19 protein-coding genes are annotated in these 21992 nt (G+C 72.3%); 7 read left to right on the forward strand and 12 right to left on the reverse strand.

The window, feature by feature from the left end:
- Positions 1–186 precede the first annotated feature (186 nt).
- Genes ACFY3U_RS02855 through ACFY3U_RS02870 form a run of 4 tightly spaced genes read left to right on the forward strand, consistent with a single transcriptional unit; the run spans position 187 to position 4032 of the window.
- Positions 187–1785 carry a restriction endonuclease gene (locus ACFY3U_RS02855; RefSeq protein WP_387193776.1) on the forward strand — a complete coding sequence of 533 codons (1599 nt, stop codon included), beginning with the start codon at positions 187–189 and terminating at the stop codon, positions 1783–1785.
- A gap of 5 nt (positions 1786–1790) precedes the next feature.
- Positions 1791–2483 carry a DUF4433 domain-containing protein gene (locus ACFY3U_RS02860; RefSeq protein ID WP_387193779.1) on the forward strand — a complete coding sequence of 231 codons (693 nt, stop codon included), beginning with the start codon at positions 1791–1793 and terminating at the stop codon, positions 2481–2483.
- Positions 2480–3556, forward strand: coding sequence for a macro domain-containing protein (locus ACFY3U_RS02865; RefSeq protein ID WP_387193782.1), 1077 nt, complete (start codon positions 2480–2482; stop codon positions 3554–3556). The genes ACFY3U_RS02860 and ACFY3U_RS02865 overlap by 4 nt, the downstream gene beginning before the upstream one ends.
- A 50-nt stretch (positions 3557–3606) precedes the next feature.
- Positions 3607–4032, forward strand: coding sequence for a VOC family protein (locus ACFY3U_RS02870; protein ID WP_387193785.1), 426 nt, complete (start codon positions 3607–3609; stop codon positions 4030–4032).
- 60 nt (positions 4033–4092) lie between these two features.
- Here the strand turns inward: ACFY3U_RS02870 and ACFY3U_RS02875 are convergent, their stop codons facing one another.
- Positions 4093–5223 (reverse strand): hypothetical protein, encoded by a 1131-nt coding sequence (locus tag ACFY3U_RS02875; RefSeq protein ID WP_387193788.1) that lies wholly within the window; start codon positions 5221–5223, stop codon positions 4093–4095.
- A 273-nt stretch (positions 5224–5496) separates the two neighbouring features.
- On the opposite strand from ACFY3U_RS02875, the gene ACFY3U_RS02880 reads away from it, so the two are divergent.
- Positions 5497–7035, forward strand: coding sequence for a gluconokinase (locus tag ACFY3U_RS02880; RefSeq protein WP_387193791.1), 1539 nt, complete (start codon positions 5497–5499; stop codon positions 7033–7035).
- Positions 7036–7083: 48 nt separating this feature from the next.
- Positions 7084–8643 carry a GntP family permease gene (locus ACFY3U_RS02885; protein ID WP_387193794.1) on the forward strand — a complete coding sequence of 520 codons (1560 nt, stop codon included), beginning with the start codon at positions 7084–7086 and terminating at the stop codon, positions 8641–8643.
- 60 nt (positions 8644–8703) lie between these two features.
- Here ACFY3U_RS02885 and ACFY3U_RS02890 read toward each other — a convergent pair whose 3' ends face one another.
- The 9 genes from ACFY3U_RS02890 to ACFY3U_RS02930 form a co-directional block, all read right to left on the reverse strand.
- A complete protein-coding gene (locus tag ACFY3U_RS02890; protein ID WP_387193797.1) occupies positions 8704–9480 on the reverse strand; it encodes a hypothetical protein in 777 nt (258 codons plus the stop codon).
- Positions 9481–9827: 347 nt separating this feature from the next.
- Positions 9828–10112, reverse strand: a complete 285-nt coding sequence (locus ACFY3U_RS02895; RefSeq protein ID WP_387193800.1) for a putative quinol monooxygenase — start codon at positions 10110–10112, stop codon at positions 9828–9830.
- Between the two features lie 69 nt (positions 10113–10181).
- Positions 10182–10940, reverse strand: coding sequence for a MerR family transcriptional regulator (locus ACFY3U_RS02900; RefSeq protein ID WP_387193803.1), 759 nt, complete (start codon positions 10938–10940; stop codon positions 10182–10184).
- A gap of 129 nt (positions 10941–11069) precedes the next feature.
- A complete protein-coding gene (locus ACFY3U_RS02905; protein ID WP_387193805.1) occupies positions 11070–11711 on the reverse strand; it encodes a hypothetical protein in 642 nt (213 codons plus the stop codon).
- A 205-nt stretch (positions 11712–11916) separates the two neighbouring features.
- Positions 11917–13476 (reverse strand): glycosyl hydrolase, encoded by a 1560-nt coding sequence (locus ACFY3U_RS02910; protein ID WP_387193808.1) that lies wholly within the window; start codon positions 13474–13476, stop codon positions 11917–11919.
- Between the two features lie 88 nt (positions 13477–13564).
- A complete protein-coding gene (locus tag ACFY3U_RS02915; protein ID WP_387193811.1) occupies positions 13565–15043 on the reverse strand; it encodes a hypothetical protein in 1479 nt (492 codons plus the stop codon).
- Positions 15044–15086: 43 nt separating this feature from the next.
- Positions 15087–16166 (reverse strand): hypothetical protein, encoded by a 1080-nt coding sequence (locus ACFY3U_RS02920; protein ID WP_387193814.1) that lies wholly within the window; start codon positions 16164–16166, stop codon positions 15087–15089.
- Positions 16167–16260: 94 nt separating this feature from the next.
- The gene (locus ACFY3U_RS02925; RefSeq protein ID WP_387193818.1) at positions 16261–17862 is read right to left on the reverse strand and encodes a hypothetical protein; all 1602 of its coding nucleotides are present in this window, start codon (positions 17860–17862) and stop codon (positions 16261–16263) included.
- A gap of 332 nt (positions 17863–18194) precedes the next feature.
- Positions 18195–18428: a zinc-ribbon domain-containing protein gene (locus tag ACFY3U_RS02930; RefSeq protein WP_387193821.1), complete on the reverse strand. Its 234-nt coding sequence runs from the start codon at positions 18426–18428 to the stop codon at positions 18195–18197.
- A 242-nt stretch (positions 18429–18670) separates the two neighbouring features.
- On the opposite strand from ACFY3U_RS02930, the gene ACFY3U_RS02935 reads away from it, so the two are divergent.
- Positions 18671–19045 carry a VOC family protein gene (locus ACFY3U_RS02935; protein WP_387193824.1) on the forward strand — a complete coding sequence of 125 codons (375 nt, stop codon included), beginning with the start codon at positions 18671–18673 and terminating at the stop codon, positions 19043–19045.
- Between the two features lie 192 nt (positions 19046–19237).
- Here the strand turns inward: ACFY3U_RS02935 and ACFY3U_RS02940 are convergent, their stop codons facing one another.
- The gene (locus ACFY3U_RS02940; RefSeq protein WP_387193827.1) at positions 19238–20581 is read right to left on the reverse strand and encodes a class I SAM-dependent methyltransferase; all 1344 of its coding nucleotides are present in this window, start codon (positions 20579–20581) and stop codon (positions 19238–19240) included.
- Positions 20578–21960, reverse strand: coding sequence for an FAD-binding oxidoreductase (locus tag ACFY3U_RS02945; protein ID WP_387193830.1), 1383 nt, complete (start codon positions 21958–21960; stop codon positions 20578–20580). Before ACFY3U_RS02945 ends, ACFY3U_RS02940 begins: the two co-directional genes overlap by 4 nt.
- Between the last annotated feature and the right edge of the window lie 32 nt (positions 21961–21992).

The raw sequence follows: 21992 nt of genomic DNA on the forward strand, positions 1-21992 counted from the left end.
CCTTTCAGCAGCAGTGCCACCGCCAGGAAGCGATGTCCGGAACCCGACATTTGCCGGGAACCAAGTACCGCAATTCGGGGCACTCGACACCGGACTGCGGAGGAACCACCGGGACTCGACCTGTCTGTTTCGTCATCCGCTGGCTATGGTGTCGACTCCGCATCCCTCCTGACAAATAGGACTGACGTGGGGATCCTCAAGGAAATGCAGCGTGCGCACGCGAGGCAGGTGCGCGCACAGAAGCAGGCTCAGGCCGCGGCGTACCGCCACCACCAGCAGCTGCGACGCGAGGCGGACCGCGCCATGAAGGCCGCACAGCGGGCCGACGCCGCGAACGAGCGAGAGCAAAAGCGGCTGTACGCCGAGGCAAGACTCGCCGAGGTGGCCGCCGACAACTCCGATCTTCAGTCGCGTCTTGAAGAGCTGGAGAATCTCCTGGCCGCCACACTCGATGCTGACGATCACATCGACCTGGGCCAACTACGGAAGACCGTGACTCACCCGCCGTTCGATCCTGGCAAGCTGAGCGCGCCCCTGCCACCGCCGGACTGGCGACGCTTCGAACCTCCGCCCCCCAGCGGCTTGGGCAAGATGTTCGGTGGTCAGACGAAATATCAGCAGCAACTCGCTGCCGCACAACATTCCTTCGCCCAGGCGCAAGCCCAACACGCGGCGGCCGAGGCCCAGCGACAGCACCAGTTGTCGGCCGCTTACCAGGGCTACCAACGACACTGCGGCAAGGTTGAGGCTGAGATCAACGCCCACAACGCCGCGATCGATCGATTCACGGCTGCTCTGGCCTCCGCCGAGCCTTCCGCCGTGGTCGAGTACTTCGGCATGGTGTTGGGTAACTCGATCTATCCGGACGACTTCCCGCAGCACTACCGCCTCGCATACGTCCCGGAGTCCCGCCAGCTCGTGGTCGAATACCACCTACCAACTCTCGACGTGATTCCGGCGGTTCGGGAGTACCGCTACGTCAAGGCCCGCGACGAGGTCACCACCTCCGCCCGTCCGATGAAAGAGATCAGGGAGCGGTACACGGAGCTCGTTGCCCAGGTGACCCTGCGGACAGTGCACGAGTTGTTCGAGGCGGATCGGTCCGGACTGGTGGAGACGATCGTCTTCAACGGGATAGTCGACACGGTCGACCCGAGGACCGGCTCCTCCGTCCAACCCTGCCTCGTGACGCTGCGCACCACCCGGGACGTCTTCGTCGCGCTGAACCTCAGCCTTGTCGAACCGCTTGCTTGCCTTCAGCACCTCAACGCTTCGGTGTCGAAGCGCCCGGCGGAACTGGCACCGGTGCGTCCCGTACTGGAGTTCGACATGGTCGACAAGCGGTTCGTCGATGAAGTCGACGTTCTGGCCGACCTTGATCAACGACCCAACCTGCTCAAGCTCACCCCCACGGAGTTCGAGAGCCTGATTCAGAACCTCTTCGCCAAGATGGGCCTGGACACAAAGCAGACGCGGCCGTCCCGGGACGGCGGTGTCGACTGCGTCGCCTTCGACCCTCGCCCGATCTTCGGTGGGAAGGTCGTTATCCAGGCCAAGCGTTACCGCAACACCGTCGACGTGTCGTCCGTCCGCGACCTCTTCGGCACTCTCCAGAACGAGGGCGCCTCCAAGGGAATTCTGGTGACGACCAGCGGCTACGGACCTGCTTCGTACGAGTTCGCCTCCGGCAAGCCACTCGAACTCATTGACGGCTCGAACTTGCTCTATCTGCTCGCCGAGCATGCGGAGGTGCAGGCGCGGATCGACCCTGGTGAACTGGACTGACTGTGGTGGAGTCGGCCGCGGCGAAAGCGCCAAAGCAACCCCTGATCATGCACTTCACCCATATCGACAACATGCCGGCGATCCTTGAGGCCGGACGCCTGATGGCCGACAGTGCGGTCGGCGTCAACCTCGTCACCGACGTTGGGGCGGCCGCGATCAAGGCGAACCGACGCCAACGTCGCGTTCCCTGCCCGCCGGGTGGTGTGGTGGCCGACTACGTGCCGTTCTACTTCGCCGAACGCTCACCGATGATGTACCGGATCGCCTGCGAGCATCGCGACGGGAAGGCGGGCTGCTACCCCGGCGGCGATGATCCGCTGGTCTACCTGGTCGGCTCTGCGGAACGGGTGCACGATGCCGGCCTCGACTGGGTGGCCAGCGACGGCAACTGCGCCGCCAGCCTGACCCGTTTCTCCCCCGACCTGCGCGATCTCCCGGAACTCGTCGACTGGGCGCTGATGCGGGAGACGATCTGGAAGAACCTGCCGGAGGATGGGGACCGTGTCCGCCGCCGGATGGCGGAGTTCCTGGTGCATCGGGAGTTCCCGGTCAATCTGGTGCTCGGCTATGTCGTCCGGACGCCGGCTCGGGCGACACAGTTGAGGCAGGTCCTGCGCGCTGCTGGCATCATCGACGCGTACGTTGATGTCAGACAGCACTGGTACTACGGATACCAGCGGGGGGAGGTGCGCGGATGATCGTCATCAGTCATGGCAACCTGCTGACCGCGGACGCCGATGCCCTGGTCAACACGGTCAACACGGTGGGGGTCATGGGCAAGGGCATCGCGCTGCAGTTCAAGCGCGCCTACCCGGCCAACTTCGCCGCCTACCGCAAGGCGTGTGCCGCCAAGAAGGTCAATCTGGGCGAGATGTTCGTTTACGATTCGGCCCGCCTGGGCCCGCGCCGCTTCGTGATCAACTTTCCCACCAAGGGGCATTGGCGGGCGAACTCACGACTGGCTGACATCCGGTCCGGCCTCACCGACCTGGTTCGCGTTGTCCGCGAGCACCAGATCAGGTCGGTGGCGCTGCCCGCCCTCGGGTGCGGCAATGGTGGCCTCGACTGGGACGAGGTCCGCCCCATGATCGAGCAGGCCTTCGCGGAGCTCCCGGATGTTCAGGTTCTCCTGTTCCCACCCGAGGGAGCACCCGATCCGTCGGACATGCCCGTGGCCACGGAGAAGCCTGATCTGACGCCCGGTCGGGCCACCCTGCTTCGGGCCATCGAACGTTACCTGGAGCAGGCCCAGGGGCTGGAGCCCCGGGACGGCGTCACCGTGCTGGAAATCCAGAAGATCGCCTACTTCCTCCAGGTGCTCGGCCAACCGCTACGGCTCCAGTTCGGCCGCGGTCGGTACGGCCCGTACGCGGAGAACCTCAACCATGTCCTCGACCGGCTCGAAGGCCACTACCTGACCGGCTTCGGTGACCGGTCTTCCCGGGTCGAGGAGCTCCAGCCGGTCCGGCTGATGGACGGCGCGGCCGGCGAGGTCGCCGCCTGGTTCGCGGCCCACGGCGCACCGGACCGACTGCTGGAACGCCTGGCCGAGCTGGTTCACGGCTTCGAGGCCCCCTACAGCCTCGAGCTGCTGGCGACGGTTCACTTCGCCGCTGAGTCACACCCCCCGACCGCCGACCTCGATGAGCTGATCGAACGCGTCCGCGGTTGGAGCGGTCGGAAAGCCCGGCTGTTCACCTCCGCCCACGTGCGGACCGCTCACGAACGACTGCTGGCGTCCGGGCTGATCGCAAGCCTGACGAGCGCCTGACGCCCCGCGAGCCGCAGCCGCGCAGCACACGGTGACGGTACGGTCCGGGGATGGAGCAGCGGATCAGCCTGATCACCCTGGGCGTCGCCGACCTGGCGCGCGCCCGCACCTTCTACCAGCGCCTCGGCTGGCGCGGTCAGGAGGTCGACGAGACCGTCTTCTTCCAGGCCGGCGGCCTGGCCCTGGTGCTGTGGAGCCGGCAGAAGCTGGCCGCCGACGCGGGCGTGCCGGACACCGGCCCCGGCGCGGCGACGCTGGCGCAGAACGTCCGCTCCCGGGCCGAGGTGGATCAGGTGCTCACGGTGGCCGTCCAGGCCGGCGCCCGCATCACCCGGCCCGCCGCGGAGACCTTCTACGGCGGGTACGCCGGTTGTTTCACCGACCCGGACGGCCACGTCTGGGAGATCGCCCACAACCCGGGCTTCCCGCTCGCCGAGGACGGCTCACTGACCGTCCCCGACTTCAGCGCCAGCTGACCGCGAGGACGCGAGCTGACCGCCAGGACGCGAGCCGACCGCCAGGACGCGGGCTGACCGTCAGGAGTGGACGATCCGGCGTACCCCCCGGTGGCCGGCGCAGGCGTCCGGCCGGCCGCCGGTGAGGCTGACCTGCCCGTCGACGCACTGCACCAGGTAGCCGCGGCCGGCCCAGAAGTCCGCCGCGCAGTCGAACCAGTCGCAGACCCGGTGGTCCGGTCGGCGTACCCGCAGGCCGGCGCCGCAGTAGTCGTACCCGATCGGGTTGGTGGGGGCGCCGCAGAGCGGGCCGCGCGCCGCGGCCGGTGCGGGCGACGGGCGTCGCGGGGTCGGCGCCGGCCTGGGCTTCGCGGGCAGCCTGCCCAGCGGCGCGCCGACCGGTGCGGCGGGGGTGGCGGCGGCGGCCACCTCGGGGCCGGGGGTGACCGGCGGGTCGGATTCCAGCAGCACCGCCGGGACGATCAGGGTGAGCGCGGCGGCGACCGCGACGGTCCGCCGGCCGCCGGGCACCCGGGCGGTGAACCGGGCCTGCGCCGGGGTGGCGATCGCCGCGCGGAACGGCCGGGTCTGGTCGTGCTCGGCGATCAGCTCGTCGAGCTGGGCGACGACTGCGGCGCGCTGCTCGATCGCGTCGGCGAAGGCCAGCGTGAGCACGAACCGGAACTCCGCCGCCGCGTGAGCGGGCAGCAGCACCCCGGCGGTGCGCCGCCGGTCCAGCGCCTGGATCAGGGTGACCGGCGCCGCCGGGTCGTGGGACAGGCCGGTCATCTTCCCGTACGCCCAGTCGCGCCGGCCGCGCCCGCCGAGCAGGACCAGCCGGCGGCTGGTGACCACCGCGATGCCGGCGTCGGTGGCCCGCACCCCGTCCGGAAGCCGGTGGTGCAGCGGCGCGGAGTCCACGTCCACGGTCAGGTCGGGGGCGGGCAGCACGGTGGTGTGCCGCACCTCGACCAGCTGCGCGGCGGGCATCGTCCGGAGCACCGTCTCGCCGGGGGCCAGCTCCAGGGGCAGGCCGGCGCCCGCCGCCGCCGAGCCCCGAAGATCGACCGCGAGGGTACGCCGGCGGCGCAGCTCGTCGTCGCGTCGCCGCCAGGCCTGCTCGGCGTCCCGGTGGGACCGCTGCCGGCGCTCGTTCTGCCGCTGCGCCCACCGGTAACGCCAGGTGGAACCCGTCGAATCAGTATTCGCCACGCCGACTCCTTAAGTCGCGCGAGCCACCAACCGGGGTGTTCACACCGCCTAACAGTCGGGACGGCCGGGACGTCACCGGTGATCGGCGGCAAAGTGCCCGAACGGGCGGCCGGCCGGCACCTTAGGGGGAGGCGTTGCGTCGATTCCAGCCGTTGGTCCGGATCGGTCCGTGCCGCGTTTCACGCCACCGTGCGAGGGACCGCCACCGTGGGTAACGTCAGGCGCAGCCGGTCGGCGAGGGGGCCTCCGGCGCGTACCCGGGGAGGTGTGCCGGTGGGCGACTCCGTCGTGCTCGGCGTCGACATCGGCACCACCAGCACCAAGGTCGTCGCGTACGACACCGGCGGGCACCAGCTGGCCAGCCACTCCGCCGGCTACCCGCTGGACGAGCCGCACCCCGGCTGGGCCGAGCAGGACCCGCAGGCCATCCTCGACGCGGTCATCGAGTGCCTGCGTACGGTCGCCGCCGAGCTGCCCGAGCGGGTCGCCGGCCTGTCGTTCAGCACCGCGATGCACAGCCTGATCGGGCTCGACGCCGACGGCAACCCGCTCACCCCGTCGGTGACCTGGGCCGACTCCCGGGCCAGCGCGCAGGCCGAGCGGCTGCGCGCCGCGCCGTGGGGGCTGGCCCTGCACCGGCGCACTGGCACCCCGGTGCACCCGATGGCGCCGCTGCCGAAGCTGGTCTGGTACGCCGAGCAGGAGCCCAAGCTGCACGAGCGGGTCGCGCACTGGGTCGGCATCAAGGACTTCGTGCTGCTGCGGCTCTGCGACGCGCTGGTCACCGACCACTCGGTGGCCTCCGCCACCGGGCTGATGAACATCCACCAGCTGGACTGGGACGGCCAGGCGCTGCGCATCGCCGGGATCACCGAGGAGCAGCTGCCGCAGCTGGTGCCCACCACCACCGTGCTGCCCGGCCTCACCGCCGAGGCCGCCGCGGCCACCGGGCTGCCCGCCGACACCCCGGTGGTGGTCGGCGCCGGCGACGGACCGCTGGCCAACCTTGGCCTCGGCGCCGTCCGGCCCGGCGTGGTGGCCTGCTCGATCGGCACCTCCGGGGCGATGCGGGTGGCCGTGGAGCGGCCCGCCGTCGACCCGCTCGGCGGGGTGTTCTGCTACGCGCTGACCGAGGACCGGTGGGTGGTCGGCGGCGCCATCAACAACGGCGGCATCGTGCTGCAGTGGGCCGGCGACGCGCTCGCCCCCGAGCTCGGCGAGCACGCCGAGGAGGAGCTGCTCGCGCTCGCCGCCCGGGCGCCGGTCGGCTCCGGTGGGCTGATCATGCTGCCGTACCTGCTCAGCGAGCGGGCGCCGCACTGGAGCGCGCTGCCGCGCGGCGCGTACGTCGGGTTGACCCACGGCCACCGCCGCGAGCACCTGGTAAGGGCCGCGTTGGAGGGGGTGTGCCAGCAGCTGGCGCTGGTGCTCGCCTCGGTGCGGGCCGCCGGCAACGAGGTCCGCGAGGTCCGCGCCTCCGGCGGCTTCGCCCGCAGCCCGCTGTGGCGGCAGATCCTCGCCGACGCGCTCGGCCTGCCGGTGCGCTTCCCCGCCGGGCACGAGGGGTCCAGCTTCGGCGCCGCGCTGCTGGGCATGCAGGCGCTCGGGCTGATCTCGTCCATCGACGTCGCCGCCGACCTGGTGGAGATCGACGAGACGGTACGCCCCGAGCCCGCCTCGGCCGCCGTCTACGCCGCCCTGCTCCCGCTCTTCTCCGAGCTGTACGACGCGCTGGTGCCCACCTTCGCGTCGCTGCGACGGCTGGCGCCCAGCCTGCCGCCGGAACCACCGCCCGCGCCCGCACCCATGTGATCGCCCGGCCCGCCCGGGCCGGACGTCGTTCGAAGGTCGTGATGTCCCGTGACCACACTCCTCGCCGCGCCCGCTGAGCCGCTCAGCGACGCCGGCAACACCCAACTGATCATCGCGGCCCTGCTGGGCATCGCCGCGGTGGTGCTCCTGATCGCCTGGGGCAAGGTCCACCCGTTCCTGTCGCTGATCCTCGGCGCCGCCGTGCTGGGCGTGGTGGCCGGCGTGGCCCCCGACAAGATCGTCACCTCGTTCAGCGGTGGGGTCGGCTCCACCGTCGGCGGCGTCGGCCTGCTGATCGCGCTGGGCGCGATGATCGGCGGCATGCTCGCCGAGTCCGGCGGCGCGGACAGCATCGTGGAGCGGGTGGTGGGCCGGGTCTCCGGCGGCGCCCTGCCCTGGGCGATGGCCGGGGTGGCGGCGCTGATCGGCCTGCCGCTCTTCTTCGAGGTCGGCGTGGTGCTGCTGGTGCCGATCGTGCTGCTGGTCTCGATGCGGGTGAACGTGCCGCTGATGAAGATCGGCATCCCGGCGCTGGCCGGCCTCTCCGTGCTGCACGGCCTGGTGCCGCCGCACCCCGGGCCGCTGGTCGCGATCGACGCGCTCGGCGCCAACCTGGGCCAGACCCTGGCGTTCGGCCTGCTGGTCGCCATCCCCACGGTGATCATCGCCGGCCCGGTCTTCGGCAACTTCATCTCCCGCTACGTGACGGCGACCGCCCCGGAGGCGCTGCTGCCCACCCGCCGGCCGCTGGTCGTCGCGGGCGCCCGGGACACCGCCGGGGAGCGCGGCACGGCCGGCGGACGGGACGTGGTCGACACCACCCGCGGCCGGATCGACGACGACGGGGACCTGGTCGATCAGGACGACCTGGCCAACCCGGGCACCGGCCGGCCAGGCGAGCCGGTCGACCAGGCCGGCACCGACGCGGTACGCGCCCGCCGCGCGCCGGCCCTGTGGGCCGCCGTGATCACCGTGCTGCTGCCGGTGGCGCTGATGCTGCTGCGCGCCATCGGCGAGCTGACCCTCGACGAGGGCACCGGCGGCCGCAAGGCGCTGGACATCGTCGGCACCCCGATCGTCGCCCTGCTGGCCGGCGTCATCTTCGCGATGATCTTCCTCGGCTACCGGACCGGGTTCAGCCGGACCCAGGTCTCCGGTTTCCTCGGCGGCGCGCTGCCGGCGATCGCCGGCATCCTGCTGATCGTGGCGGCCGGCGGCGGCTTCAAGCAGGTGCTGGTCGACGCGGGCGTGGGCAACCTGGTGGCGGACGCTGCCAAGGGCGCCAACCTCTCCCCGCTGCTGCTGGGCTGGCTGGTCGCGGTCGGCATCCGGGTGGCGACCGGCTCGGCCACCGTCGCCACCATCACCGCCGCGGGCATCGTCGCACCGCTGGCGTCCACCCTGCAGGGGCCGGAGGTGGCGCTGCTGGCGCTCGCCGTCGGCTGCGGGTCGCTGTTCTTCTCGCACGTCAACGACGCCGGCTTCTGGCTGGTCAAGGAGTACTTCGGGCTGACCGTCGGGCAGACGCTCAAGAGCTGGTCGGTGATGGAGACGATCATCTCGGTGGTCGGCTTCCTCGGCGTGCTGCTGCTCGACCTGATCGTCTGACCACCGCCGCACCGACGCCGGCCACCCACGACGGGTGTGCCGGCGTCGGCGCGTTCCGGGTCAGACGCCGGGGATGTTCTTCGGTGGGTTCTCGCCGATGGTGTCGGCCGCCGGCTTGTCCGCCGCCACCGGCAGGCCGAAGTCCGCGTACGTCAGGTCGAGCGCGGAGACCTTGCTCTGCTCGCTGGCCAGCTCGATCCGGTAGCGGACCAGCCGGCCCTGCTCGTCCACCGACGCGGTGAACGGCACCGCGCCCGCCCGGTCCCCGAGCACCCCGCCCACGCCCTCACCGAGAACGTCCGCGCTCTCGCGCAGGTCCAGGGTGCCGGCGTACGCCCGGTCGCCGGTGCGGCGCACCCCGGACGAGCTGCCCAGGGTGCCGGCCAGCCGGGTGTTGTCCAGCCCGGTGCGGTTGGCCGCGACCTTCTCGGCCGGGCCGATGTGCCACCAGGTCTTGCCGTCCCACGAGGGCACCCGCCGGTCCGGGGCGGTGATCCGCACGTACACCTCGGGGCCGGTGGTCAGGCGCTCGATCTTCACCGTGCCCTTCGCCACCGCCAGCGAGGTGGTCTCCAGGCCACGGCGCTGGGCCGGGTCCCAGACCAGGGTGGTGCCGTCGCCCTTCTCGCCGCCGCCGGAGCCGACGGTCAGCCGGTAGGACTGCTTGTCGACCTTCGCCGCCGCGTCGGCCAGCACGGTCGCCGGGTCGGCGTCGGCCGCCACGGTGGTCGTCGCGCTCGCTGACGGCCCGGCGGCCTTGTCGTCCGACGTGCAGCCGGCGGCGCCGAGGGCGACGGCCAGGACCAGGCCGGTGGTGGCCAGCTTGCGGTGCGGCACGGACGTCTCCTCGCGGGCGGCGCGCCCGCCGGCGAAGCCGATCGACGCTGATGACGGTACGGTCCGGCCAGCCTAGCCGGACCGCCCGACGCGCCCCGGAGCACCTCGGCCGGCGGCACCGGCGGGCCACTCTGCCACGCACGGTGACAGGCGGCGGGCAGGATTCCTCAGAGAGCGATATGACGCGGAGTCATAATCATGCCGCTGAGTCATATCGCTCTTTCACGAATCGTCCTCCGACGGCAGCGACGGGCACGCACCGACCGCCGGGCGCGCGACAACCAGCCGGCACACCACGACCGACCACGAAGCCCAGCTCCAGCCGGCGGCGCGCCGGAGCGAGACGGTCAGGGGGCCTCGACGGCGGAGATGAGGTAGCGGTGCACCTCCGCGCCCCGGATGGCAGCCGTCTGCTCCTGCGACGGCCCGTCCTTGCGGAAGGCGAGCAGTCGCTCCTCGTCCTCCCAGCGCTCGTACACGTTGATCCGGCCCGGCTCGACCAGGTCCGCGCCGATGGCGAAGTCGACGCAGCCCGGCGCCTCGCGGGCCAGCCGGACCACCTCCACGCAGGAGGCCAGGTAGGCGTCCCGTCCGGCCGGGTCGACGTAGATGCTGCCGGCGATGATGAACACTGCGAACCTCCGGTGAGAGTGCTGCCCCCGATACTGACCGGTCGGGGGCGGCAGACTCATCGGTACGGCTCAGGCGCGGCTGATCGCGTTGGCGTGGATCGCCTCGGCCAGGTACGCCGCCATTCCCGGGTGGATCGCCTCGTAGGTGGCGGTGAACCGCTCGTCGGCCAGGTACATGTCGGCCAGCCCGGTGTGCATCTCGTACGGCAGGTCGTAGAACCAGCGGCAGATGAACTGCCGGTGCTCCTCGGCCAGCGCCATCGCCTCGGCCGAGTCGGCCGGCGCACCCGAATCCATCGCCAAGACGAACCGCCGCTGCCAGTCCTCGTTCTCGGCCCTGTGCCGCAGCCAGTCCTCCTTCGTGTAGCGGGCCACCCGCCGGCTCGACTCCCGGTACGCGTCGGTCTCGCCCCAGCGCTGCTGCGCCTCCTCGGCGTGCTCGTCCGGGTCGAAGTCCCCGAACACCTCGAACCGCTCCTGCGGGGTCAGTTGAATTCCCATCCGCTTCGCCTCCATCGCGATCTCGATCGCGGCGACCATCTCCCGCAGCTTCCCGATCCGCCCGGTGAGCAGCTCGTGCTGCCGGCGCAGGTGCGCCCCCGGGTCGACGGTCGGGTCGGCGAGGATCACCCCGATCTCGTCCAGCGGGAACCCCAGCTCCCGGTAGAAGCGGATCTGCTGCAACCGCTCCAGGTCGGCGTCGTCGTAGCGGCGGTAGCCCGCCGCGGTGCGCCCGCTGGGTGACAGCAGCCCGATCTGGTCGTAGTGGTGCAGCGTCCGGACCGTCACTCGGGCCGCCCGCGCCACCTGACCCACCGTGTACGCCATGGGTTCCCTCCCTTCCACGACCAAGGCTCCCGCCTGCCGTTACGTGAGGGTCAACCCGATTGTGCCCACGCGACCGCCCCCGGTCTCCCGAGTGGGGCGGGAACCGGGGGCGGGCGGGTCGGCAGGCGGTCAGGCGGTGACCGGTTCCTTCACCGGGGCGGCCGGGGCGGCGAACGCCTCGGTCGGCGGGGTGCGGAAGGCGTGCACCAGGCCGGCGGCCGACAGCAGCAGGAGCAGCGCCGCGCCGAGGTACACCACCAGGGCCGCCTGCCCGGCCTTGCGGCCGAACTCGCTGAAGCCGTACGAGGTGAGCAGCAGGCCGCGCAGCGTCTCGCCCTTGAACACGGTGTCCCGCTGGGCGCTGACGTCGGCCAACTGCTTCTGCAGGTCGGCCAGGGCCGGGTCGTTGGTCTTGGTGGCCTGGTCGACCTTCGCCTTGAGGGCGTTCTGCGGCTCACCGAGGTCGGCGTACGTCTTGCCGCCGCCGATCGACTTCAGGTGCAGGCCGATGAACTGGTTGGCGTAGCACTCGGCCTGCTTGCCGGTGGTCATCGCCTGCCCGGCGTTCTGGACCAGGCAGTCGGCCTTCTTCTCCTCGTCGGTGAGCGTGTCGGCCGTCTTGAAGGTGATGTGCTGGGCGGCGAGCTGGTCGTGCACGTAGCTGTTCGCGAAGCGGGCGTTGCTGGTGAGGACGATGCCGGCGACCAGGAGCAGGACGGCGAGGCCCAGCCCTCCGATGCTGAACAGCAGGTCCAGGGTCCGTCGCTTCATTGTCTGCTCCCGGCGGGATGGTGGGCGGTCGTCGATGCTCATTCATCGTCGACCGTCGACCCCCCTCCCGGTCAGGGCCGAACCCCCCGACCGGCCGGGACCTTCGCCTCCCACCGGCCCGGGCCGCCCGACCCGCGCCGCGCCGCGCCAATCACCGCACACGGTGGCGGCCGGCGGGTCGTCCGCCGGCCGCCACCCGTGCCCGCTACTGGACGGTCACGTTGTCGACGTAGACCGCCGAGCCGCCGCTCGCCCCGCTGCCCGGGACGAACTGCACGCCGATCTCGCGGACGTCACCGAGGTTGGCCACCCCGGAGAGGTTGAGCGACAGGTTGGCGCCGGCCGAGGTGACCGCGACCGAACCGCCGTCGAACCACTGCCATCCGGCGCCGGTCTTGACGTACAGCTTGGCCTGGCTGCCGGTGCCGTAGGTGCCCCAGGGCGCGACCCGGGCGGTGGCCCGCAGGGTGGTCTTGCCGCTGAGGTTGGTGGTGGCGCTCTTCTGCAGGTACGCCGCGCCGGCGCCCAGGTTGACGTCGGACTTCAGCGAGTACGAGCCCTGCGCGGCCCACTCGTTGACCTGCCACGGCCCGCCGGTGACTCCTGCGCCGGTCCATCCCTCGGTGCCCGACTCGAAGCCGTTGACCAGGGTGCGGCCGGACGGCGGCGGGGTGGTGGTGCCGCCGCCTCCGGGCTCTACGACGGTGCCCAGGTCGACCTCGCCGCGGTTGGCGATCCAGGAGTTGTTGAACAGCGTGCTGGCGCCCTGGTTGCGCGCCGGGCTCCAGCTGTCGTTCCAGGCCAGGAAGTACGACGTCTTCGGGTAGCTCTGCTGGAACGCGGTGACCCACTTGCCGTAGTCGAACGAGCCGGCGGTGTCCGGCCCGATCTCGGCGAACGCGAACGGCTTGCCCAGCCCGACCAGCTCGCTGTACGCCGACTGGATGCCGGAGACCTGCGGGTTGTCGTCGTACGCGTCCATGCCGACGATGTCCACGTAGGACGCGCCCGGGTAGTAGGTGGTGCGGTTGCCCCGGCTGAAGTCGGCCGAGTACACCCAGATCAGGTTGTCCAGCCCCTTCGTCTGCGTGAAGTACGTGTACATCTGCTGCCACACCTGCTTGAACGTGTTCGGGTCGCGGTTGCCCCACCAGAACCAGTCGCCGTTCACCTCGTGGAACGGCCGGAACAGCACCGGCACCCCGGCGTTCTCCAGGTCCTGGAGGCCGGCGGCCATCTTGTCCTCGAGCTGCCGCCAGCGGGCGCCGGCCGCGGTCGACGGGTTGAGCAGGTCGGCGAAGTTGCCCATGGCGGTGTTCAGCCCGCCGCCGTTGGCGTTGGCCGGGCTGGGCGAGTGGACGCTGACGGTGACCAGGCCACCGGCGGCCGACCAGGACTTCAGCGACGGGTTGCACGAGTAGTCGACCAGCGCGGTGATGTCGTTGTTGGTCGCCCAGCCGGAGCCGTAGTCGCAGCTGAGGATGGCCGGGTACTGCCCGGTGGCGCTCTTCAGCTCCTCGGTCTGGCTCAGCGAGAAGCCGCTGTTGCTGTAGCCGCCGAAGAAGCCGGAGGCGATCCGGTTGCTGCTCCGGTTGGGCAGGTGGGCCAGCCAGTTCAGCGTGCTCTTCGTGGCGGTGGAGGCGTTGGCGTTCGCGGGGGTGACGGTGTGCGCGTCGGCCGGGCCGGTCACGGTCAGCATGGCGGTCGCGGCCAGGACGGAGGCGGCGACGGCGCTGAGCGCGAGGCGGAGAGGACTGCTTCGCATCGGGTCAACCTTTACGGGGGTAGGGGTGGTGGTGCGTCCCCCCACTGAACTACTGAACCGCTTCAGTTTCAAGCATGTAAATGTATTGTTACGGTTGCGCTGGGTGAGCCTCGGGCGGGCCGCCGTGCGTCCACGGGGTCTCCTCCGGCGCCGGAAACGCGCCGGCCGGCAGGAACGCGTCCGACAGGGTGGTCAGGCAGAGCCGCTCCCCCACCTCCGGCACCGTCCCGGGCGGCGCGGTCAGGCCGCGCCCCATCCCGCCGGAGAGCTCCAGCACCACCTCGGTCTTCCCGTCCGCCGCCGGGGTCAGGAAGACCACCCGCGCCTTCTGCGCCGGCCGGGCCGGCGAGTACAGCGTCGCGCCGACCGGCACCGACACCGGCTCGGTGGTCACCACCTGGATCCGGGGCCGCAGCACCGGCCGCTTCCCGGTGTCGTCCACCCGCCTCGGGTCGGCCAGGGTCACATCCCCGACGAACGCCTCCCCGGTCAGCCGGTGCTCCGCCATCACCAGTGGGTCGTCGTAGGCGCGCTGCACCGCGTACGAGGTCGCCGCCCGCTCCAGCCGGTGCAGCCGGACCGCGGCGGCCACCGCGCCGTCCCGCCGGGGCTGCGGGCCGCCCCCGGCGTCCAGGTGCTCGGCGTACCCGGTGAAGGCGTCCCGGTCGCCGTCCCAGCGGCCGGCCACCCGCGCCCCGGGCGGCAGCGCCCGGAGCAACCCCAGGCCGCGCCACATCAGCTCCCAGGTCGGCGCCAGCTGGTCGCGCAGCACCCGCTCCAGCTCCGCGTACGCCCCGAAGCGCGCGACCGGGTCGTCGGCCGACTCGGCGTACGCGGTCATCAGCGGGGCGAGCACCCGGTTGTCGAACTCCGGGTCGGTGGCCGGGCCGGCGGGCGGGCAGCCGGCCGGGTCCTCGGCCCGGGCGGCGGCCGCCGGCCCGGACAGCCCGGCGGGCGGGTCGATCCAGCCGAGCAGGGCGGGCAGGTGCAGGTCCTCCACCGCGCTCTGCCCGGTGGCCCAGTGCAGGGTCAACGCCTCGGTCAGCGCCAGCAGCGCCGACGAGCCGGGCTGCTCGGCCCGCTCGGCGAAGTAGGTCAGCCAGCGGCCGAGCAGCGGCACGTCCGGGTGCACCGGGTGCTCGCCGTCCGGGCGGCGGAACCGGGTGGCCCGGCCGAGCAGCCGCAGGAAGGTGATCCCGGCCGGGTTCGGCACCACCAGCTGCGGCGCGTCGACGTACCGGTAGCGCACGTCCCGGCCCCGGTCCACCGGCACCGCCTCGCTGACCCCGCGGAACGAGCCCAGCCAGGGCAGCACGATCGCGGCCAGCTCGGTGACGAACCGCAGCCGCTGGTCCCGGTTGCGCGGCTGCGGCACGATCAGCAGCCGCGGATCGCCCGGGTCGACGCCGGCCAGCGCGGCGAGCGGGGCGTTCGCCTCACCGGCCAGCACCAGCGGCACCAGCACCAGCGGCCGGGCCGACAGGTGCAGGTGCCGGACGGTGGCCACCGGCTGGGCCACCCCGGCCGCGAGGGCCTGCGCCTTCGCCAGCGCGCGCAGCGTACTCATCCGACCGGCCGGTGACGGGCCGGGGCGGGCGCGCGGAGCGTACTCACGCGGGGGTGCCGGCGAGGGCGTCGGCGCGCAACCGGGCGGCGGCCCGCAGCAGCGCGGCGGCCTCCTCCCGGGTCGGGTCGGCCGGGCGCTCACCGGCGGCCAGGGCCAGCGCCTCCTCGACCGTGTCGACGCCGCCGAGCGCCTCCCGGACCGGCCGGCCCAGCGCGGCGGTGTGCCCACCCGCCTCGCTGCGGCAGAAGTACGCCAGCTCGCAGCTGGCCAGGCACTCGGGCGCGTACCGGGCCTCCACCGTGGACAACGCGGCCACCAGCGCGGCCGGGTCGGCGGTGGGATCGGCGGTGAAGCCGGCCGGCACGGCGGCGAGCAGGGTGTCCAGCCGGGCCATCCGGTCCAGCTGGCGACGCAGCGCCAGCAGCTGCTTGCGTACGTCGATCAGGCTGGCCACCGGCTGGTTGGTGAAGTCGCGCGGGCAGACCAGCACCACGTCGTGCGAGACCAGCTCCGGGTCGTGGCCCTCGGTGGCCAGCAGGTCCCGCAGCGCCAGCACGTAGACGGCCGACTGGACGGCCGCGGCGGCCACCTTCGCCGGGTCGGCCTGCCCGTCGACCACCGGGAACGACTTGACCTCCACCACGTGGAACCGGCCGCCGAGCCGGGCGGCGACCAGGTCGGGTTCCAGGCTGACCCGCTGGCCGGCCACCGCCAGGGTGAGCAGCGGGTGGTCGAACAGCGCGGCGCCCGACCCGGCGGCGGTCAACGCCGTCCTGGTCCGCTCGTGCCGCGCCTGGTCACCGCCCAGGTCCGTCCAGTCGGCCCGGTCCGGCACCGGCACGCCCAGCCGCTCGGCGACCAGTCGCAGCAGCTCCACCCCACCGTCGGCCTTGACCTGCGCCTCGAACGCGTTGCCCCGGGTGATGGCGAACCGGGACTGCCCGAAGCCGGCCGGAAAGCCGATCCGCTCGGCCAGCCGCGGCTTGTCCACGCCGGCGCCGTCCAGCACGGCCCGCCGGTCGCAGCCCGGGTTCCCGGTGAGCGCGGCGATCGTCCGGGCGTTGTGCCGCTTCGGCGGCGTGCCGCCCCGGATCTCGGCGAGGCGCTGCGCGGTGCTCGTCATGATCCGCCAGAGTAGCCGCCGCCCGCCCGGTCGGCCCGGGTGACGTGGGGGCGGCGGGGGCCCGGACGGTCGGTCGGCCCCCGGCCGGCGCCGGTCAGGGCACGACGAGGCTGGTCCGCAGCCCTGCATTGCCGGTCTTGTCGAACGTCCAGATCGCGATGGCGACCGGCTGGCCGGTCGGCGCCGCGAACCGGACCGGACTGGTGGTGCCGTAGCGGGCCAGGTTGCCCACGTCGGGCGCGCCCGGCGCGACGTCACCCGAATACCACCGGACGATCGTCCGGGCGAAGTCCGTCGACGGCGGGTTGGTCCAGCTCAGGTTGACGTAGCCGCCGTCGCGCACCGCGCTGACCTCGCTGACCCGGAAGGGGCCCTTCAGGTCCGTCCGGGCGTGGTGCCGGATCCGCCCGCGGACGGTGTGCCCCCTGGCCTCCCGGCAGTACGTCGAGAAGGTCGCGTCGAGCAGGCTGAGCCGGTCGTCCACCCCCTGGTACGCCAGTTTGGCGATGTCCAGGGTCGCCCGGGTGATCTCGCACGCGTTGTTGCCCTGGGCGAGGCTGACCAGTGGGCCGAGGCCGTCGGGCTTGTACTCGTAGTGGCCGCCCTGGGCGAACTTCTCCCCTCTCGGCGGGTAGTACTGGGTGTTCCACAGGGAGCCGTCGGCATCCCAGCCCTGCGACGCGAGCTCGTACGGGTTGCCCCAACTGAGCGAGTGCGGCACGTCGATGTGCAGGTCGGGGTAGGTGGGCTCGTCGTGGTCGACGTCGACGGACCAGTCGCTGACGCCCAGGTTGCCCGCCCCGTCCAGGGTGGTGGTGAGGGTGCCGGCCGAGGTCTTCACCTCCAGTCGGGCGTAGCGGGGGCCGCCGGCCGGCGGGACGAAGCCCACCACCACCGTGCAGCCGGACGGGCCGACCACGCCCGTGCACCCGTTGCGCCGGATCGGGAACGAGCTGGGGGTGGGCCCGGTGACCGCCACCGAGCTGACCGTGACCGGCGTCGAGCCGGTCGGGAACACGGTCACCGGCACGTCGTACGACGACTGGCCCGGGTCGGGGCCGGGCGGCCACCGCACTGCCCGGGGGGTGACGTCGACCGACGCGGGCTTCGGGTAACCGAGCCGGATCTCGCCGAACGTCGGGCGCTGGTCGACGGAGAGGGCGTTGTTGCAGTACCGCTGGAAGGTGATCCAGATGCGGGTGATCGTCGGGCCGCTCCGCTGGATGTCGCGGACCTCGAAGTTGCCCCGCTGGTCGCTGCAGAAGCCGATCGGGCCCATCGACATGCCGGGCCGCCCGGGATCGGTGAAGGGACCGATCTGCGTGTCGCCGTAGTAGCCGACCGTCAGCTTCTCGTGGGAGCTGTCCCGGGAGGCGAACTCGAAGGCCAGGTCCCACGGGCCGTCCTTCTCGACCACGGAGATCCGGATGCTCTCCCGGGTGACCTCGTCGGACTGTAGGACCGCGACGGTCGAGTTGGCCGGGGTGTAGACGGCGCTGCCGTCCTGGCCGCCGTACGAGATGGAGTGATTTTCCTCGATCACCGCGGCGTCGGCGTGCCGGGCGGGGATGACGTCGGTGACGACCATGGTGGCGAGCAGCGCCACCGCGACGACGCCGAACGCGCGGCGGCGCGAGGCGTGCCGACCGGGGCCGACGCCCGTCGCACGCCGGGTGGGCACGGGCGACGCGCTCATGACTGCCTCACAGGGCTGGAAGCTGGACGGAGCCGAACCACCCCGGGCCACCGGTCACGGCCGCCCGGGATCTTGCCCGCTCCGCCCCTACCGGCGTCCACGGCATCGAGGAATTTACCTCAGTGCGCCGTCCTTCGTGGCCCGCCGGCTCAGCGGCCGGCGGAGCGGTTCCAGGGCGAGCGGGGCGACTGCGCGCCGGCCAGCGGGCGGCTGCGCCGACGGTGCCGGCGCCGGCCCGGCGTGCACGGCGGCCGGGACACCGTGTGCACCGGCGCGGCGGCCGGTGCGGCGGGCTGCCGGCCGATCAACCAGCAGAGGAAACGGGCCATGGATCAGCCGACCGGGAGGCGCCGGGCCTCGTCCCTGGCGACCGCGTACTCGGCGCCGCAGAACGAGCACTGCTGCACGTAGCGGGTCCGGATCGGGATCAACGGGATGAAGAAGAGGCTGAACTTCGTGGCCCGCCGGGTGATCACCTGGGCCGCCTGGTTGCCGCAGTGGCGACAGACCTGCGTGACGACACCGGACCGGGTGACCTTGGTCCGGAGGCCGAAGATGAAGAACATCGCCCGCCATTACCCAGCCGGCCCTCGAAAATCACCTCCTGTTTTTCCGGCGCAGGGGCGGCTAGGCTCGGGGCGTGATCACCGGACCGGCATCTCGCCACGCACGGATCGGCGACCCGGTGGACGGCTGATCCGCCACCGGACGCCCGCCCGGCGTCCCCGTCGTTCGGCCCGCGGCCCGCCACAGTGACCCGCACACCACGAGTCCCTGTTGTTGCCGGCACGTGAGCGAGGTCGACCGAATGCCCGTCAGTTTCAACCACACCATCATCGCCTCGAAGGACCGCGAGGAGTCCGCCCGGTTCTTCCGCGAGCTGCTGGAGCTTCCGGCGGCGCCGTCCTGGGGCTTCTTCACCAACATCCAGCTCGACGACGGCACCCTGCTGCAGTTCGCCGAGCCGCCGGTGGAGATCCAGATGCAGCACTACGCCTTCCTGGTCGACGACGAGCTGTTCGACCGGGCGTACCGGCGGTTATCCGCCGGCGGCGTCACGCACTGGGCCGATCCGCACATGCGGCGGCCCGGTGAGATCAACCACGAGCACGGCGGCCGGGGCGTGTACTTCAAGGACCCGGCCGGCCACGCCATCGAGCTGATCACCCGGCCGTACCTCTGAACCGCGCGGTCCCTGCCGTCGCGCGGACTCAGGCGGCAGGGACCGGGTGGTCGGGTCAGGCCGGGGTCGGCATCTCGACCGACAGCCAGATCGGCTGCCAGTTCGCCATCTCGTGGAAGCGGCGCAGCTCGGCGAGCCCGGCCACCGTCCCGCGCCGGTGCGGCGCGGCTCTCGTCGACGGGCGGTGTGCGGTCAGGCCGTCCAGTCCGGGCGCAGCGGGTAGCCGCTGACGCCGTCCGGGCCGTTGTGGGTGGCCAGCACCTGGTGCAGCTGGATGCCGTTGCGCTCGAACGCCATCCGCGAGCCGGCCATGTAGAGGCCCCACACCCGGGCGGTGCCCGAACCCACCTCGCGGACGCAGAAGTCCCAGTGCTCGACCAGGTTGCGGCACCAGGCGGCCAGCGTCAGCGCGTAGTGCCGGCGCAGGTTCTCCTCGTGGTGCACCTCCAGCCCGGCGTCGTGCACCTCACCGATCAACCGACCCGGCCCGGCCAGCTCGCCGTCCGGGAAGACGTACCGGTCGATGAACGCGCCGGAGCGGTGCGGCGCCCGGTTGTCCGCCCGGGTGATGCAGTGGTTGAGCAACCGGCCGCCCTGGCGCAGCCGGCCGCGCAGCGCCCCGAAGTACGCCGGGTAGTTACGCACGCCGATGTGCTCGGTCAGCCCGATCGAGGAGATCGCGTCGAACTGCTCGCGCGGGGCGTCCCGGTAGTCCAGGTGCCGCACCTCCGCCAGGTCGGCGAGCCCCTCCCGCTCGATCGCCGCCTGCGCCCACTGCGCCTGCGCCTTCGACAGGGTCACGCCGAGCGCCTTCACGCCGTACTCCCGGGCCGCGTGCCGGACCATGCCGCCCCAGCCGCAGCCCACGTCCAGCAGCCGCATCCCCGGCTTCAGCGCCAACTTGTTCGCCACCAGGTCGTACTTCGCCCGCTGCGCCTGCTCCAGCGTGTCGTCCTCGCTGCGGAACAGCGCGCAGGTGTACGTCATGGACGGGCCGAGCACCTTCTCGTAGAAGGCGTTCGAGACGTCGTAGTGGTGCGAGATCGCGGTGCTGTCGCGCACCCGGGAGTGCCGCAGCCCGTTCATCACCCGCCGCCAGCGCGGCTGGGCCTCCTGCGGCGGGGCCGGCGGGGGCAGCAGCCGCTCCCAGCCCAGCCCGCGCACCAGCGCCAGCCCCTCGGCCACCGAGGGCGCGCGCAGCCGCAGGTCGTCCTTGAGCACCCGCAACGCCTCGTACGGGTCGCCCGGGTGCACCCCGTCCAACCCCAGGTCACCGCTGACGTACGCCCGGGCCATGCCCAGGTCGCCCGGCGCGGTGAGCAGGTACGACAGGCCCCGCTCGGAGCGGATCGACAGGGTGATGCCGGCGTCGGACGGGCCGACAGCGCTGCCGTCGTACCCGGTGATGCGGATCGGGAGATCCCCGGTGGTGACCGCGCGGACCACGTCCGCCACGGTCGGGCCGGTACGCCGGACGCCCGCCGGCGGCTCGGCGGAAGCGCTGGACGCTCCCTGTTCACGGTCGGTCAGGCTCATCTGCGTGCAACCGCCTTCTCGTAGAGTCCGGTGAGCCGATGGTCCGGGTCGTAGCGGTCCTTGACGGCGCGCCAGGTCTCCCCGCCGTAGAGCCGGTCGAAGGCCGCCCGGTCGTAGTACGCGTCCGAGTAGAGGGACTTGTGCCCACCCGCCTCGGACACCGCCCGCTCGATCGAGCGGTTCATGTCGCCGTCCGCCGCGCCCTCGGCGAGCGGCACGCTGCCCCAGAAGCCGATGTTGACGTAGCTCTGCCCCGGCCGGAGCGGATACAGCGGCCAGGCCCGCGCCGACCCCGGGCCGGCCGGCTCGCGCAACCGCAACGGGCACAACCACACCGGGTTCATGCCGACGTTCCCGGCGAACCAGCGAAGAAACTCCGCCGTCCCCTCCAGCGGGATCTCCACGTCCTGCACCACCCGCTCCCGGGCCGGCCGGCCGCGCCAACGGTCCACCCGGGCGGCCACCTGGTGCTGGTGCTCCAACCGGACCAGCCGGTGGTAGACGTCGCTGCGGCGCAGCCGGGCCGGCCAGAGCCGGCGCACCACCGGGTGCTGCACGCCGAACGCCGCCGAGCACCAGAACCAGTCGGTGTCCCAGCGCCAGAGGTAGTCGTACGTGCTCAGCGCGTCGCGGACGCGCCGGCGCAGCGAGCGGTAGTAGATCTCCTGGCCGGTGTAGTCGCTCAGCTGCGGCGCGTCGTCGGTGAAGGTGGCGAACGTCAGGTACGCCTCGCCGGGGCTGAACATCACCCCGTCCATCCCGTCCACCGGCCGGCCCTCGAACTCGCCCTTGGCGATCACCTCGGCGATCGTCTCGGTGAGCTCCTCCAGCCGGCTGAACCGGACGTTGCGCAGGGCCACCGCCCGGCGTACCGGTTGCAGCTCGATCCGCAGCCGGGTGGCGTAGCCGAGGCTGCCCAGCGAGTTGGGGAAGGCGGCGAACAGGTCGGCGTGCGGGCCGTCCGGGCCGGCGGTGAGGTGCTCGCCGGCCCCGGTCAGCAGGTCCATCTCCAACACCGACTCGTGCGGCAGGCCGTTGCGGAACGACGTCGACTCGATGCCCAGCCCGGTCACCGCGCCGCCCAGGGTGATGGTGCGCAGCTGCGGCACGACCAGCGGCATCAGCCCGTGCGGGAGGGTCGCGTCGACCAGGTCCTCGTAGGTGCACATGCCCTGCACGTCGGCGGTGCGGGCGGCCGGGTCCACGGCGAGCACCCCGTCCAGCCCGCTGACGTCCAGGCCGGGTGCGCCGGTGGCCTGGCGGGGGCGGAACAGGTTGGAGGTGCGCTTGGCGAGGCGTACGGGTTGTCCGGGCGGCACGGCGGCGTACGACCGTCGCAGCGTGTCCACCGCCTGCTCATGATCACGCAGGGCGCGCATGAGATGACCTTACGCGCGAACGGCCGCTCAGG

The sequence above is a fragment of the Micromonospora sp. NPDC000089 genome (assembly GCF_042899365.1).
Taxonomy (GTDB): Bacteria; Actinomycetota; Actinomycetes; order Mycobacteriales; family Micromonosporaceae; genus Micromonospora.

Bases quoted from the DNA above. Each gene is read 5' to 3' on its own strand.
- ACFY3U_RS02865 (WP_387193782.1), top strand. From the start codon at position 2,480: ATGATCGTCATCAGTCATGGCAACCTGCTGACCGCGGACGCCGATGCC.
- ACFY3U_RS02870 (WP_387193785.1), top strand. From the start codon at position 3,607: ATGGAGCAGCGGATCAGCCTGATCACCCTGGGCGTCGCCGACCTGGCG.
- ACFY3U_RS02900 (WP_387193803.1), bottom strand. From the start codon at position 10,940: ATGGCGTACACGGTGGGTCAGGTGGCGCGGGCGGCCCGAGTGACGGTC.
- ACFY3U_RS02905 (WP_387193805.1), bottom strand. From the start codon at position 11,711: ATGAAGCGACGGACCCTGGACCTGCTGTTCAGCATCGGAGGGCTGGGC.
- ACFY3U_RS02910 (WP_387193808.1), bottom strand. From the start codon at position 13,476: ATGCGAAGCAGTCCTCTCCGCCTCGCGCTCAGCGCCGTCGCCGCCTCC.
- ACFY3U_RS02915 (WP_387193811.1), bottom strand. From the start codon at position 15,043: ATGAGTACGCTGCGCGCGCTGGCGAAGGCGCAGGCCCTCGCGGCCGGG.
- ACFY3U_RS02920 (WP_387193814.1), bottom strand. From the start codon at position 16,166: ATGACGAGCACCGCGCAGCGCCTCGCCGAGATCCGGGGCGGCACGCCG.
- ACFY3U_RS02925 (WP_387193818.1), bottom strand. From the start codon at position 17,862: ATGAGCGCGTCGCCCGTGCCCACCCGGCGTGCGACGGGCGTCGGCCCC.
- ACFY3U_RS02930 (WP_387193821.1), bottom strand. From the start codon at position 18,428: ATGTTCTTCATCTTCGGCCTCCGGACCAAGGTCACCCGGTCCGGTGTC.
- ACFY3U_RS02935 (WP_387193824.1), top strand. From the start codon at position 18,671: ATGCCCGTCAGTTTCAACCACACCATCATCGCCTCGAAGGACCGCGAG.
- ACFY3U_RS02940 (WP_387193827.1), bottom strand. From the start codon at position 20,581: ATGAGCCTGACCGACCGTGAACAGGGAGCGTCCAGCGCTTCCGCCGAG.
- ACFY3U_RS02945 (WP_387193830.1), bottom strand. From the start codon at position 21,960: ATGCGCGCCCTGCGTGATCATGAGCAGGCGGTGGACACGCTGCGACGG.